13 protein-coding genes are annotated in these 14,224 nt (G+C 33.4%); 2 read left to right on the top strand and 11 right to left on the bottom strand.

From position 1 onward, the window contains the following. Positions 1–15 precede the first annotated feature (15 nt). From pfkA to H4O20_RS01620, 7 genes are all read right to left on the bottom strand, one after another. A complete protein-coding gene (pfkA, locus tag H4O20_RS01650) occupies positions 16–999 on the bottom strand; it encodes a 6-phosphofructokinase (protein ID WP_185098087.1) in 984 nt (327 codons plus the stop codon). 245 nt (positions 1,000–1,244) lie between these two features. Then, complete coding sequence (gene tilS / locus H4O20_RS15295; protein ID WP_185098086.1) at positions 1,245–2,549, bottom strand: tRNA lysidine(34) synthetase TilS; 1,305 nt, start codon at positions 2,547–2,549, stop codon at positions 1,245–1,247. Beyond that, positions 2,550–3,263, bottom strand: a complete 714-nt coding sequence (locus H4O20_RS01640) for a DUF3307 domain-containing protein (protein ID WP_185098085.1) — start codon at positions 3,261–3,263, stop codon at positions 2,550–2,552. A gap of 6 nt (positions 3,264–3,269) precedes the next feature. After that, a complete protein-coding gene (locus H4O20_RS01635; protein ID WP_185098084.1) occupies positions 3,270–3,956 on the bottom strand; it encodes a fumarate hydratase in 687 nt (228 codons plus the stop codon). Positions 3,957–4,072: 116 nt separating this feature from the next. After that, positions 4,073–5,374 (bottom strand): aminodeoxychorismate synthase component I, encoded by a 1,302-nt coding sequence (gene pabB / locus H4O20_RS01630; RefSeq protein WP_185098083.1) that lies wholly within the window; start codon positions 5,372–5,374, stop codon positions 4,073–4,075. Then, positions 5,374–5,916 carry an NADPH-dependent FMN reductase gene (locus H4O20_RS01625; RefSeq protein WP_185098082.1) on the bottom strand — a complete coding sequence of 181 codons (543 nt, stop codon included), beginning with the start codon at positions 5,914–5,916 and terminating at the stop codon, positions 5,374–5,376. Before H4O20_RS01625 ends, pabB begins: the two co-directional genes overlap by 1 nt. Positions 5,917–6,007: 91 nt before the next feature. After that, positions 6,008–9,460: a M36 family metallopeptidase gene (locus H4O20_RS01620; protein WP_185098081.1), complete on the bottom strand. Its 3,453-nt coding sequence runs from the start codon at positions 9,458–9,460 to the stop codon at positions 6,008–6,010. 193 nt (positions 9,461–9,653) lie between these two features. Here H4O20_RS01620 and H4O20_RS01615 point away from each other — a divergent pair, with 193 nt between their 5' ends. Next, positions 9,654–10,235, top strand: a complete 582-nt coding sequence (locus H4O20_RS01615; protein WP_185098080.1) for an anti-sigma factor — start codon at positions 9,654–9,656, stop codon at positions 10,233–10,235. 72 nt (positions 10,236–10,307) lie between these two features. On the opposite strand, the gene H4O20_RS01610 is transcribed toward H4O20_RS01615, so the two are convergent. Continuing rightward, the gene (locus tag H4O20_RS01610) at positions 10,308–10,937 is read right to left on the bottom strand and encodes a DUF4331 family protein (protein ID WP_185098079.1); all 630 of its coding nucleotides are present in this window, start codon (positions 10,935–10,937) and stop codon (positions 10,308–10,310) included. A 27-nt stretch (positions 10,938–10,964) separates the two neighbouring features. Continuing rightward, positions 10,965–11,663, bottom strand: a complete 699-nt coding sequence (locus H4O20_RS01605; protein WP_185098078.1) for a DUF4331 family protein — start codon at positions 11,661–11,663, stop codon at positions 10,965–10,967. Positions 11,664–11,811: 148 nt separating this feature from the next. Between H4O20_RS01605 and H4O20_RS01600 the strand changes: the two genes are divergently transcribed. Further along, positions 11,812–13,017 carry an LETM1-related biofilm-associated protein gene (locus H4O20_RS01600; protein WP_185098077.1) on the top strand — a complete coding sequence of 402 codons (1,206 nt, stop codon included), beginning with the start codon at positions 11,812–11,814 and terminating at the stop codon, positions 13,015–13,017. A gap of 10 nt (positions 13,018–13,027) precedes the next feature. On the opposite strand, the gene H4O20_RS01595 is transcribed toward H4O20_RS01600, so the two are convergent. Both H4O20_RS01595 and H4O20_RS01590 read right to left on the bottom strand, forming a co-directional pair. After that, a complete protein-coding gene (locus H4O20_RS01595; RefSeq protein WP_185098076.1) occupies positions 13,028–13,783 on the bottom strand; it encodes a LytTR family DNA-binding domain-containing protein in 756 nt (251 codons plus the stop codon). Between the two features lie 136 nt (positions 13,784–13,919). Continuing rightward, positions 13,920–14,222 carry a 2TM domain-containing protein gene (locus H4O20_RS01590; RefSeq protein WP_185098075.1) on the bottom strand — a complete coding sequence of 101 codons (303 nt, stop codon included), beginning with the start codon at positions 14,220–14,222 and terminating at the stop codon, positions 13,920–13,922. Positions 14,223–14,224: the final 2 nt, after the last annotated feature.

The following is a 14,224-nucleotide window of genomic DNA, read 5'->3' as shown; positions in this document are numbered from 1 at the left end:
GCGAGAAAGTAATACTTATATAGAGATAACATCTGCCACACGTACAAGACTTACGTCAAATTGATTACTAGATTTAATTGCTTCAGCAAAAGGAATTAATTTTACTTTATTATGAACAATCCCTACCATTACATTAGATTCACCATTTAAAAGTGCGTCTACAGCTCCCACTCCTAATCTACTTGCCAAAACACGATCGTAACAACTTGGCGCTCCACCACGTTGAATATGCCCTAAGACAGAAACTCTTACTTCGTAATCCTTCAAGTTTTTCTCGATATTTTCTGCTAATTCAAATATATTTTTCCCTATTTGATCCCCTTCAGAAACTACCACAATACTAGATGTTTTACCAGATTTTTTACTTCTATCTAACGATTCTAACAAACGTTCTAATCCCATATCTTGTTCAGGAATCAATATTTCTTCAGCACCGGCGCCGATTCCCGCGTTAAGAGCAATATCTCCCGCATCACGTCCCATAACTTCCACCAAAAAAAGTCGATTATGAGAATTAGCGGTATCTCGAATTTTATCAATAGCCTCTACAACTGTATTTAAAGCTGTATCGTAACCAATTGTATAATCTGTTCCATTAATATCGTTATCTATAGTTCCAGGGATACCAACAATTGGAAAGTCAAATTCTTTTTGAAATGCTGTAGCACCTTTAAATGTTCCATCGCCTCCTATAACTACTAGAGCATTAATATTTTCATTTGTGAGATTATCGTAGGCTTTTTTTCTACCTTCAGAATTTTTAAACTCATTACATCGTGCAGATTTTAAAAAAGTTCCACCACGATTAATAATGTTTTTAACCGATCTTGCATTTAACTCCTTAAAATCTGCTTCTATCAATCCTTGAAATCCACGGTAAATACCTACACATTTAACACCTTGATATTCGCAAGCACGGACAACTGCTCTAATTGCAGCATTCATCCCTGGAGAATCTCCACCACTTGTTAACACTCCTATTTTCATCGAATTTTTCATAATTGGAAAGTTACAATTTATGTTTACAATATGTAATGATTAATGTCAGAAACAAAAATACGTGTTAGTACGTATATAAAATTACAATAACGTGCTGTATATTTGAATCATAGAATTAGTGGATAATGCACATTGATTATATTTTTTGTGGGGATAGAAAATATTCAAAGTGCAAATAAAGTTTACTAAAGTTAGGTTTGTTAGAAAATCTCGACCACAAGTCGAGATTTTCGCTTTTTAGGCACTTAGGTAACGTAAGTAATTTTAATAATTTTCTCTGTTTTTTGAGTTACTTTATAGGTGTCATCCATTCTTTTTCCTACAACCCAAACTACTTCATTTTTATCTACAAGAACCCAAATTTTCTCCTTTTCGGTTGCTGAAAGCTTTTCATCTTTAAAAAATTTACTCAATTTCTTAGATCCACCCATTCCAAAAGGCTTGAAACTATCTCCTTTCCTCCATTTTCTTAAATTCAATGGAAAGTTCAATTTTTCGGCATCTAAATAAATAGTATTCTTTTCTGTTTCACCAATAGCCATAGATTGCTCAATTTCTAACTTAATTGGTGCGCTTATTCCCTCTTCAGTAACTAAGTATTCCTCATCGATGGGATTTATAACAACTTCAGTAAGAATCAATTCATCGCGATTTTTTAAAAGTCTATGAGTTTTAGATAGAACTTGTTTGCCTGTTTGAGCATCTAACAAGTTGGAAACATCATTCCATTCGGTAAAACCAAAATCCTTAAGCAATTCGTATAATAACTCTTCAGTATGGGGTAACTCCCGGAGTTTTTGGATATTTAAATGGTATGAATCAGATTTTTTGGAAATAACAAGTTTGTACACCAATGACATATAATCGTCTATCAAGTTTTGAGATGCGATTAGGTTGTCTTGTGTCTTTTTAAAGTTTTTAAGGAGGTTTTCATTCGTTTCTTTAAATTGAGGAATAACTTCGAGCCTCAATTTATTTCTAAGATAATCCGTTTTTTGATTGGTACTATCTTCTCGCCATTTAAGCTTATTTGCTTCAGCGTAATCCACTATTTCTTCTCTTGAAAAATTCAATAATGGCCTTACTACTTTCTGATTCTTTTTTGGAATTCCTGTAAGTCCGTTTAGGCCTGTTCCTCTAGAAAGATTTATAAAAAAAGTTTCTAAATCGTCATCTAGATGATGAGCTGTTAGTAGATAATCGTAACTAAAATTGGATAAAATCTCTTCAAACCAATTATATCGCAAAGTTCTGGCTGCCATTTGGGTTGAAACCTTTTGTTCATCCGCATACTTATGAGTGTCAAATGTTTCAGAAAAAATAGGTACATCTAAATTTTCAGCTAGTGCGACTACAAATTGCTCATCGCCATCACTTTCTTCTCCTCTGAGTGAAAAATTACAGTGCGCAAGAGCGATTTCAAGATTTAGATTTTTGATTAAGTGCGTTAAAACCACACTATCTACTCCTCCACTACAAGCAATAAGACTTTTTTTCCCTTTTAAGAATGAAAAGTTTTCCTCGATATGTTTTTTGAAGTTAGTTAGCACTTAAATGAATAAAAATAGATTAATAATTATACCTGCTATTACTGCTATTCCAAAGCTCAACATAGTACCAATAAGCACATATTCTGTTTTTAACGTTTCATCATTTCTATAGCGTAGAATTGATTTTGCAGCAATCAAAAACCCTACTGCCGAATATTGTGAAACGATGATAAATGTTAGCGTCAAAATTCTTTCTAACACCCCAATTACTTTTCCTGCATTGGGCATTTCATTATCGCTAGAGACCTGTATATCTGTTACTTTAAACACTTCTCTAATAAATATATTCGCAGGTTTTAAACACACCAAGTATCCTGCTATTATTAATAGGTATTTAAAATCTATAAAGGTGTTTACAAAGGGATCTATTCCTTGCCATTTATCAAACAAAAGAACTACTACTGTTAAAATTATTAAGTGTAAAGCCTGATCTATGAAAAAAGCGTATCTACCTAAATATTTACTGTTATTAAGATGGTGTTTAAATCCATCAATTAAGAAATGAGTTACTGTTATTATTGCTGCAGCCCAAACAAACTCAACTTGTAATGAAAATAGCCATGATAATACAAAGCACACTAAAGCGTGCCAATACAAAAACGAACTTTTAAAGCCTATTGTGTTTTTTTGTTTAGCTAATTTATTAGTTTGAAAAAAGTAATCCAAACACAAATGCGCTATAAATTGGAGGAGCAATAATTCCTTTATTCCCATAGTGTTTTAGTTTGTAACTATCATTTTATAGTAATTTACAGCTTCTTCAATTGCATTCCAACCTACACTGGTCGAGTGTTGATTTACTGCAGACTGCCCAATACCTAAACGTTTTGCAATATCATCTTCCTGATTATTCATCAGCTTTAAATATAAAACCTCACATTGTCTAGATGTTGCTTTACTTATTAACACGTCTAAAAGTGCTAGTAAAGGTTGGAAATTTTTATTTAAAGACTCGTCTTTTGAGGCAAAAAACAAGGTGTTTTTTATAACGATTCGCTCCTTATTATAGGTCGTTTCTCCACTTATTTCGCGTCCTGATAAGTAAATAGCATCACCATCAATAATTCCATTTTTAGGACTATATCTACTCAATTCACCATAACCTATAGCAAGGCGAATTCCGTGTATCTTAAATTGTTTTACTCTACTGTCGGATGTTTTGTAGGTTTTAACTTCAATTGGAATTGCTTTCACAAAACTCTTTATAGCTAAAGCCACTTGTAATCCTTCCGATGCATTTGGCACTACACATTCTATATAGTCGCCTTTAATAATACGACCATATACATTAAATTCTTTCTTTAAATCTTTTAGAAGATTCTTTAATTTTTCCTCTACAAGTTTGCGATCTTCCCCTGTTAAACTAGTAGAAGATATGATGTCGCCAGATATAACCGAATATTTCATTCATTATAAATTTATTCAAATATACAAATTTATTAGCTATAATACTAATAAGTATATTTTATAAGCTAAAACACTAATAAATAAAACTTATCAGTTAAAAAGCTAATAAACTAAGATTATAAGCGAGGGTTAAGAACTAAGCGCATTGCTTTTGCTTTCAGCAGACACTCTTCGTATTCATTTTCTGGGATAGAATTTATTGTAATCGCACTTCCTACCGAAAAGCTAACGTACTTTTCAATAGAATTATATAAAATACTACGAATAACAACGTTAAAATCGAAATCGCCTGAAGGTGTAAAATAGCCTATGGCACCACTATATAATCCACGTTTAGCATCTTCTGTACTTTCAATAATTTGCATGGCAGAAATTTTTGGTGCGCCTGTCATGCTTCCCATTGGGAATGTATTTTTTAAAATATCTACACTAGCCGTTTCTGAACTCACTTGACAGGAAATTGTAGAAATCATTTGATGCACTTGTTCAAATGTATAAATAGCGCATAACTCTTCTACCTTTACACTACCCTTCTGAGCTATTCGAGATAAATCATTACGCACAAGGTCTGTAATCATTATATTTTCACTGCGTTCTTTAGGATCATTTTGAAGTTGTTTTATCATATTCAAATCATTAACTTCATTGTCTAGACGCTTAGCCGTTCCTTTAATAGGTTGTGAGACTATAGTATTTCCGCTTCTTTTGATATATCGTTCTGGAGAAGCTGAAAGTGCATGTAATTCATTCAGTTTCAAAAAGACGGAAAATGGTGGTTTTGAAATTTTATTGAGTTCAATAAAGGTATTTAAGGGGTCTATTTCAGTATTTTCAGAATAAAACTCTTTACATAGGTTTGCTTCATAAATATCTCCTCTTTTTATGTGCTCTAAAAATTTATCTACCTTTTCGATATAATTAGCTTTAGTTGTACGAGCTTTAATATCCAAAGCCTTATGAGGATTAGTGTTTTTGGATGAATGTAGAAATTCTGAAATTTCCTTCCAATCAGATTCTAATTCATCATCGACCATATTTAAATAATGAACCTCAACATTTTCTTCAGTAAAAAGAAAAAGCTTTTTAGGTTGAAAAAAATATAGGTCAGGAAAATGTAAGCCATCAAAGTTATTGGATTGAAGCGGCTCTACATCATTTTTAAGGTCGTAAGAAAGGTAACCAAAAATCCAATCGAGAGTTGTGGTTTGATACTCTTTTAGTTTATCAAATGCATTATAAGCATCGGTTTTTATCGCCGTAAATGCGTCAACTGCAAGTATAGCTTGATAGCTTTCGTGAGCTTGTTTATAGCTGTTTGAGTCTAACCATACAACCTCATCATATTGCTGCGCCCATTGAAGGAAGCTTTGTTTAGATGCTTCGGTTAAAGAAAAAGAAAGTTTCTTAACAGTCCGCATTAAATTTCAATTTGATGTACAAAGTTTTGAATAACGTCTATAAAACCTAAAAGTAAAATTTCATTGGTAATGGTGTTTTCCTGTTCTGAAAAATTTTCAGAATAAGATGGGAAACTAAAGCTCTCAACTACATTTGCCCCAAAGCGAGGAAGTGTATTTTTTGTGTAATCCAAAGCTGAAGCTGCTCCGCGTTTGCCATTAGAAGTACTCATTAACAATACTTTTTTTCCTTCTAGAAACTTTCTATCTAAACGGGATAACCAATCTAACGTATTTTTAAAATAAGCCGAAATATTTCCGTTATGTTCATTTACTGATATTACGAGAGCATCAGACTCTTGTATCTTGTTGTTAAGCATTTTTAAATTAACAGGATAACCTTTTTCGCGTTCAAGGTCTACGCCAAACATTGGCAGATCATAATCTGTTAATTTAATAATTTCAGTATTGTGATTTGGGATGTGAGTTGCAGCAAAGCTTACAAGTTTATGGTTAATAGATGTACTGCTATTACTACCTGCTAGGAAAAGAATTTTACTCATTCTATAAGTTTATTTGGGCGACAAAGTTATTGAAAAAAACCCGCGTCAAACAAGTTTGACACGGGTTCTTAACTATTGAAATTATAAATTTTTATTGCTTCACTATTCGTTTAACAATACTTGTGTTTTGGGTGTTAATTTTCATAAAGTACATTCCTGCAGCTAGATTCTCCATTGAAATAGAAGTTTCTGCACCAGACTTACTTAAATCGATGTTTTTAACAACACTTCCTTTAACATCAGTTATCACAGCATTAACAAGCTGCTCAGATGTTTTATTAGCCAATGTAATATAACCAAAAGTAGGGTTTGGATAAAGTGCAATATTATTAAAGAACTCATTTTCATCTACACCTAAAGTATCTTCTACTGTAACTGTAAAAGTACAAGTGCTTTCATTTCCTGAAGCATCTGTAGCAGTTAACGTAATAGTTGTAACCCCAGCATCTACCATAGTTCCTACAGCAGGATTTTGTGTAATAGTAGGAGTTAAACTACAGTTATCTGTTACTACTGCGTCGGCTGTATAATCAGGTAATGTAAACTGAGTACCTGGGTGTACCTCAACTTCCACATCGGCAGGGCAAGTAATAACTGGCGCTTCAGTTTCTGCAGTAATTTCAGTTAAAGTTCTTAATGCTTGGCATCCTGTTGGGCCAATATTAATATCAGAATTAGGAACTCCAAAATCTGAAGGCTCGCATATTCCAGACCAATCAGCTGCTGAATCTGTATCTCCGTGTCTTCTAAACGAATCAGAACCACAATCATTGATAAAGCCAGCACCTGCACCACTCCAATCTAAATCGGAAGCAGTAATGTTAAAACCAGCAATTGTTAAGTTGAGGTTTGAAATTTGAGAAGCACTAAAGCCCCAAAAAACAGAATCTACAACGTTTCCGTCGGGATCAATAATTATAATCCATCCAGTACCAGAATTACCCCACCAAATATTATTACCCCAATAATCAGATCCACTTTCATCACTAAATACTCTTACAGAATTTTCATCCATGTGGAATAGTGGTCTTACAATTGAATTAACTGTGTTTATGTTTGTATATGGTTGATCACTAACTGCAACTTTATATCCTACATAATCTGTAGCTACTCCAATATTTTGAATTTCAAATCTATCTGGAGTCTCAACGCTTATTTCAGAAATAACCAATTTAGATAATAATCCTGGTTCACTTTCTTGTGCATATACATTGCTATCGTCTGTTGGTGTGAATGTATAAGTTGTTCCTTCGTGTAAAAAGTTTCCTCCTGTTGGAGCGTCAAACCATCTAATGATGTTTGAAGAATCATTAGGAGTTGCAGTTACAGTAACTTCTTCACCAATACAAACGTTTGTTGCTCCTACAGTAGTTGGTCCATCAGGAACTGAAAGAACTTCAATAGTATCAGTGTCAGACGATGCGACTGTACAATTACTAGCTTGAACAGTATAAGTAACTGTATGAACTCCAACACCAGCTGCAATAGGATCGAAGCTGAATGTTGAACCATCGCCGTTATCTGTTACACCTGGTCCGCTATAGACACCACCTCTTGGGGCACCACCAGTTAAATCAGTCATCACATTTGAAGAAACACATACTTCTTCTAAAACGCTTAATGAAGCACTTGAAGGAGGTGTATCAAAAGCTTGAGTTCCATCACTTCTACTTCCTGAAGATCCTTGGTCTGCACTATAACCTAAACCTCTTTTTGCGAAAGCTTCCCATAACAAGCACTCATTTGCACCGCCATATATAGCTTGATCTGCTGCAATAATAGCATCACGACCGTCAACAAACCCTGGGCTACAAGGTTGTAACTTCAATCCTTCTGTTACAATAGCCATAGCCATAATATTTCCTGCGTCTTGGTTTACGTCACCAGTAAAATTGTATGGATTCGGATCGTAACCATGTTCATCGATTAATGCCCAAGTTACTTCCCATAACATTTGTGCCCATACAGAACCTACTCCGTGTGGTACAGCCGCTGTTTTAATAAAATCATAAGTTTGAGGATTCACACTCATATCAGTACTATAAGGATAATCTCTAATACCTCCCCCGTTTGGTCCTTGACCAAATAAGTATGTTCCTACAGCTCTAGGGTCTGTACTTACATCACCTGGAGAAATTGTTAGTAAAGCTCCAAAAAAGTCACTCCAACCTTCTCCCATTTGTTCTGAATTCTGCAAACACCCTGCAGCAGATGGACCACCAGTTAATCTATTTGAAATACCATGTCCGTATTCGTGTATTACAACTAATGAATCGTAATCGCCATCTTTATCACCACAAATGTACATTTGCATTGTTGGGTTACCTCCATCTGGTGGAGTTCCGAAGTTTGCATTACAAGTACCTGAACCATCTTGTGCTTCAGCATTTACTGAGTCGCCACCAATACCGCCATTACCGTAGTTATTTTCTTGAAAGTTTCCACTTTCTTCATCAAAACCGTACATATACATTACGTCGTGAATGATGTTGTTTAAATAAAACAAATTAGTAATTGCAGCATCTTCATATTGGTTAGAGCTTGAATAAGTTTGACTAAAAGGATATCCTGTAAAATCTAAATTTGGCCCACCGTTTGGCTGATATCCTGGGTTATTGCCGTCTTCGTAAGCATTTGCATTATTACCGCGTGTAACTGTATATTCTGCTCCAGGAACTCCATCAGTATCGTGCCATCCGTAAGGAGAAGCAACAGGATGTGCTGGTTGAACTTCTATTGATCTGTTTCCAAAATATGGACTCTCAATAGGTAAAGCGAATGCCTCATAACATTCAGTACAGTTAGTATTAGTAGATTTCGCTACTAATTCTGAATAGTTAGGCACGTCAAATAAATTGGTGTTAAAGTTCACTTCTTTCACGTCATTACTATGGTCGTGATCAAAATTACAACTAACCATCCAATCTGTTTTATCTAAAACTTTACCAGTAGTAGCATCAACTCTTAAACTCCACCAGTTTTGTTGGCTTTTCTCTTGAATTGAAATATCCCAAGATAATACCAAATGATTGTCATCGGTAATAGCATACACGAGTTTTGCAGGGATAGGACTTAAAGAAATACCTCCATCACTTAATAGTGTTTCTTTAGAAGCACCTTTAGCTTTATCTAATACGGTTAAAGACTCATTAAGCGTAAAACCTAATTGCATTGCTGCAGCCTGAACTGCTTGTGAAGCTGTTAATCCTGGTTGTGTATTTCCAAATAATTTTTCGGAAGTACTTTTAATAAATTTACTGTCTTGTGAAATAACAGCACCATTTGGTAAAGTATGAATTCCAGAATCGGTACCGTAAATCTCGATATCGTTTAATAATTGTCTGAAATAAACGTGTTGAATTCCACTTGTACGACTTTTAGATTCGTCTGTAACTTGCCATTGAAGATCTTCAGGTAGTAATTCTCCTTTCTCAACAAATTGATTCAGTTGGTCGGAAATAGTCTTTGAAAAATCCTGAGCAATCATACTGCCTGAAAACAAACAGACGGCTGCCAGAAATAAATTTCTTGTAACTTTTTTCATGTTTTTTTGGGGGTTGATTTTAATTAATATGTATAAATTGTACTATTTGTGCTTGTAAAGCTATTAAAAAATAGTTCTATTACAACCTTTACATTAGCATCCCTATTTATTTAACATTTTTAAACAAGAGTTTTTATACTTAATTATGTTTCGACAATATGAGTACTTTTACAGAAATTAAATTATCATCTAAATGAACGAGAATACAGCTTCTGATATCAAAAAATCAAAACCACGCAATCTACCGGCTATTTTAGGATGGGCTGCTGCTATATTTTTTATGGGAGGAATTTTGTGGATGCTTAAACAAAATAACGATTTGAATAAAGCTCTACAAACTGCTACTGTTCAGAATACAGTTTTAAAAACCAAAAATTCTGAAACAGAAAATCAATTAAAAGAAAGTAATAAGGTTCTTGAAATTTTTAGTGCTAAAGATGTTCAAACTTATACATTAGCAGGTAACCAAGCTGTAGCACCTACCGCTTTTGCTAAGGTATATCTAAACCAAAAAGAAGGAAATGCTTATGTAGATATTAAAAACCTACCTACACCTCCTAATGGGAAGGCTTATCAAGTTTGGACACTCAAAATGGAACCCTTTTCCGCAACAAGCATTGGTTTAATCAACCTTCAAAACAACGTTGCTGATGGAATATATAAATTTTCAGATCTTTCTTTATCTGAAGCTATTGGTATAACTTTAGAAGAAGAAGGCGGTAGTGAAACACCTAATCTTTCGCAATTGTACACATTAGGAACTATAGCTAAGTAATAACATTTCTATTTTATAAAACAAAAAAAGAGAACTACTTGAGTTCTCTTTTTTTGTTTTACAATAGTTCTATTAAAATGGCGGAGCCAAATAAGGAAAGCTATTGGAGAATTGGGCATCATTGGAAGGTACTCCATCATCAGTTAATCCTGGATTCTCTGTACCATCGGCACCTCCATAAATTAATTGAAGTGTTGTATTCATCACATCTTCCCCTAAGGCTCTTCCTGTTAAAATATCAACACCGTTTGAATAAGTATTTTCTCCTGTTTCAGCTAACCATAATACATCGTTTGACAACAAAGTAGAAAAAGCAGTTGCGTCTAATCCCCATACGTTTGTTGTATAATTTGGGTTTAATAACAACAATTTACTTTCCATCATACTCTGAAATTCAACTTGCATTTTTGAAGGTACCGTTACATTGTAAGTATCTCTATAACCTAATGTTCCAAACATTGTATTTATAGATGGCCTTCCCATTTGGTCTTCCTGAATGTAAACACCACTAAAGTCTAAACCACTTTCATCACAAGGGTCACACATACTTCCACCGCAGTCTATTCCAGTTTCATCCCCATTCTTTATACCATCGGAACAAGTAGCATTAATAATAATATTATCGTCGTCGTCTTTACATTGGGTGAATAATAATAAGGAACCTAATGCAGCAAAGAGCGTTATATATTTTAAAGTTTTCATGTTTATTGTTTTGTTGATTAACACGTTTTAAATCTTTCTTTTAGACTCTACCCAAACATTATACATTGGAGTATCAGGTGAAAATTGATTTACCCCTACTGTACCACCTGGAAGCATTGATTTTGGAAGTTCAATTACTACACTTAAAACATTTTTTCCTGCGTAATAATCTGTTCCTTGAGAACTGAATTCTGTTGCATCGCCTGCTAGAATACTGTTGTACTTATTTAGATCAAAAAAGAAAGGATCTTCACGAGGTCCTGCAAATAGTTTTATTCCATCTATTTCAGCAACTTCAATATCATCTATAGTAGAAATTTTTACGCTTCTTCTTGTGCTTGAGGTTAAAATAGTACTTCTTAATCCTTCATCCCCCGTATACTCAGGAACTGCTGGACCAAAGAAATGCATAGAATCTCCACGCTTAATAGCTTGAATAACTAAATCTTCTTTAAGGTCGTTATCCTTGTCTATATTAAACTCTATTAGCACAGATTCGTCAAAAACAGCTTGCTCGGTAGCCTGTCCCGCTGGCAGTAATCCTTGAATATTAGCTACAAAAACAAAGTTATTATTGTTTTCACCTTGAAAGGCGTAAAAATCTGCTATATCTGCAGAAGATCCTTTTACCGATGGAGCATCCATGTGATCTGCCGACATCAAAAAAGCAGATAATGCAACCATTCCAAGGCCACCTATAACTGCAAAAAGTTTTGATTTTTTCATCTTTTTAGTAAGTTTTTATTAATTAATTTTACTTGTTCATTTTAACTTAGGTCTAAATGTACAATCTTGATTTTCAAAAATGCGATATTTTTTGGGAAACAAGAAAAAATCAAGGCTTGAACAGTCAAAAATAACTATAATTAATTCGATGAACCCTTCAGCACCCGATTGGATACTAAAATTCTTAAATCTATTTGAAAAGGAGGAGCTTGTTGATGCTTTTAAGAACAACCATCAATTTTATGAAGCTTTAAAGCAAACAGGGTTTATTTATGGTGTTACTGTTTCTGTTATTCCGAAAAAATCTCTTGGACATTTAAAATACACTAAAGAAGAGCTTACTAAAATTAATCTCTTCCATACTTTACTTTTTCAATATTTTCAAAACAACGAAAATGGCAATTACGACGATGCCATAAAAAGTATTCTAACGTTTTATAATCATTTAGAAAAAGGGAAAACAGGATTTTTTCAAATGTTTTCTATAGCACAAAGTCCGTCAAATACTTTAGAACATATACTAACAGCGCGATTACAGTCGGTTAATACTATTTTAAAGAAGAATACAATTTCTTTACTCACCCACGCCCTACTCTACCTTGATGTTCTTGCATTTAAACATTGGCAAAAAGATCCTAGTTCAGTGAAATCTTATTATCGTGAATTAGAATCCACTACCTTAACTGCTTGTTTTTACACCTTAGTTTCTAAAAAAGAAAAAACAAAATACGATAAGTTATTAGTAGAGTTTTTTGAATCATCATCAGATTATATAATAGATTATAGTGAAGGTGGCGCGGCTACTTTTTTAGAGAGTTTAAACTACCTCAACAGTGATAAAAACTCATTAGAAAAACAGTTTATCTTAGACTTATGTTGCCTTACTGTTTGGGAAGATCTTACAATGGATATCTCTGAACATCAGTTTTTACAACAATTATTAGTCACCTTGAATTTTTCTGAAAACGATTTAGAAGGAAGTCTTTTATCTCTTAAAAATTTTGCAGAAAAATACACGGAAAAAATTCTACTTTTTGAATATTCACACCCTGTAAAGCAATTCTACAAACAATCCTCTGCAACGGTTAAATTACTAATTCTTAGAAATAAAGATAGACTTGCTAGAGAACTTGAGGAAAGTGGTGAATTAGTTGTTTTACTTGGACATTCAACAATTCGTGATCTAACAGCAGAAGAAAAGTATAAAGTGAAAGAGCAGTTATTAGACATTTGTAAGTCTATACCTTCACTCACTATTTTTCTCTTACCGGGAGGAAGCTTGCTATTACCGCTATTAGTTAAATTTATTCCGAAGCTATTACCGTCTTCTTTTCAGGAGAATAGAATTAAATAAGTTTTGGATTTTACTCCAACCAAAGTTTAAAGTCTTTCACCCGCTCACGTGCCACAACAACTTCTTGTTCTTTATAGCTATTTAACTTCAATTGAAGTCTAGAGTTTGTATAAGATATTATATCCTTGATTGAGTTTATATTTATTATATATTTTCGGCTAATTCTGAAAAAAAGTTCTGGCGAAAGTTCTTGTTCAAGCTGTTCTAAAGTTGTTTCTAAAAGATAATCTCGCCCATCTACAGTGTGTGCATAAGTTCCTTTATTTTCAGAATAAAAACACTCTATCTCATCTACCAAAATCATTTTGATATGCTGCCCTATTTTGGTTGTAAAACGTTTTTTATACTCGCGTTCAACTGGATTGACAAGAAGCTTTTTAATATCCTCAAAATTGATTTGTAGATTTTTATTTGAAGGTTTTAAAAACATGTATTTTTTAACGGCAGCTTGTAACTCTTCTTCATCTATAGGTTTTAGTAAATAATCTATGCTATTAAGCTTAAAAGCCTGCAAAGCATATTCATCAAAAGCTGTGGTGAAAATTATCGCACTGTTAACCTCAACAATGTCAAATATTTCAAAAGAAAGTCCATCACTTAATTGAATGTCTAAAAAAATTAAATCTGGATGTTTGTTAGTCTTAAACCATTCTACTGCTTCTTCAACACTGTGTAGCATTTCACTTACATTTACATCTTGTTTCGCTAACATACGTTGAAGATAACGAGCAGACGGTTTTTCATCTTCAATAATTATTACATTCATATAGTTTCGTAAAATTGTGTGGATAATTGTAGCGTTTTCATTTACGTGTTTTCACTCTAAAATTACTTAGCCACCTTTGAAAATTAGTTTTATTTATTATTTTAATTTTGATTGATGCTAATTGAAAATTAACTTGCTATTGCTCTTCTAAAAACTGTTTAATTTTCTTTTCTTCCCATCGTTTCAATAACACGTTATTAAATTTAAATTCAAAGAATACATAAATTGCATGTGATACTAGACCTATACCCCAGAAAAAAGCAATTGCGTAATTACTCCAATGTTTGAAATCTAATGGTTTGCTGTTAAATACATTAGCAGAAAAGAGAAGGATTATGATATTAACCATTACAAAAACTAAAAGGTGACTATAGAATCCTTTTAAAGTTTCAACTTTTTTCTTTGCTCGTAAATAGGATAAACTTTTCTTGACCTCCATTT

The sequence above is a fragment of the Aequorivita sp. 609 genome (genome assembly GCF_014212065.1).
GTDB classification, from domain to species: domain Bacteria; phylum Bacteroidota; class Bacteroidia; order Flavobacteriales; family Flavobacteriaceae; genus Aequorivita; species Aequorivita sinensis.
Note: the sequence above shows the minus strand (reverse complement) of the source record. Positions and strands in the feature narration are given on the sequence as shown.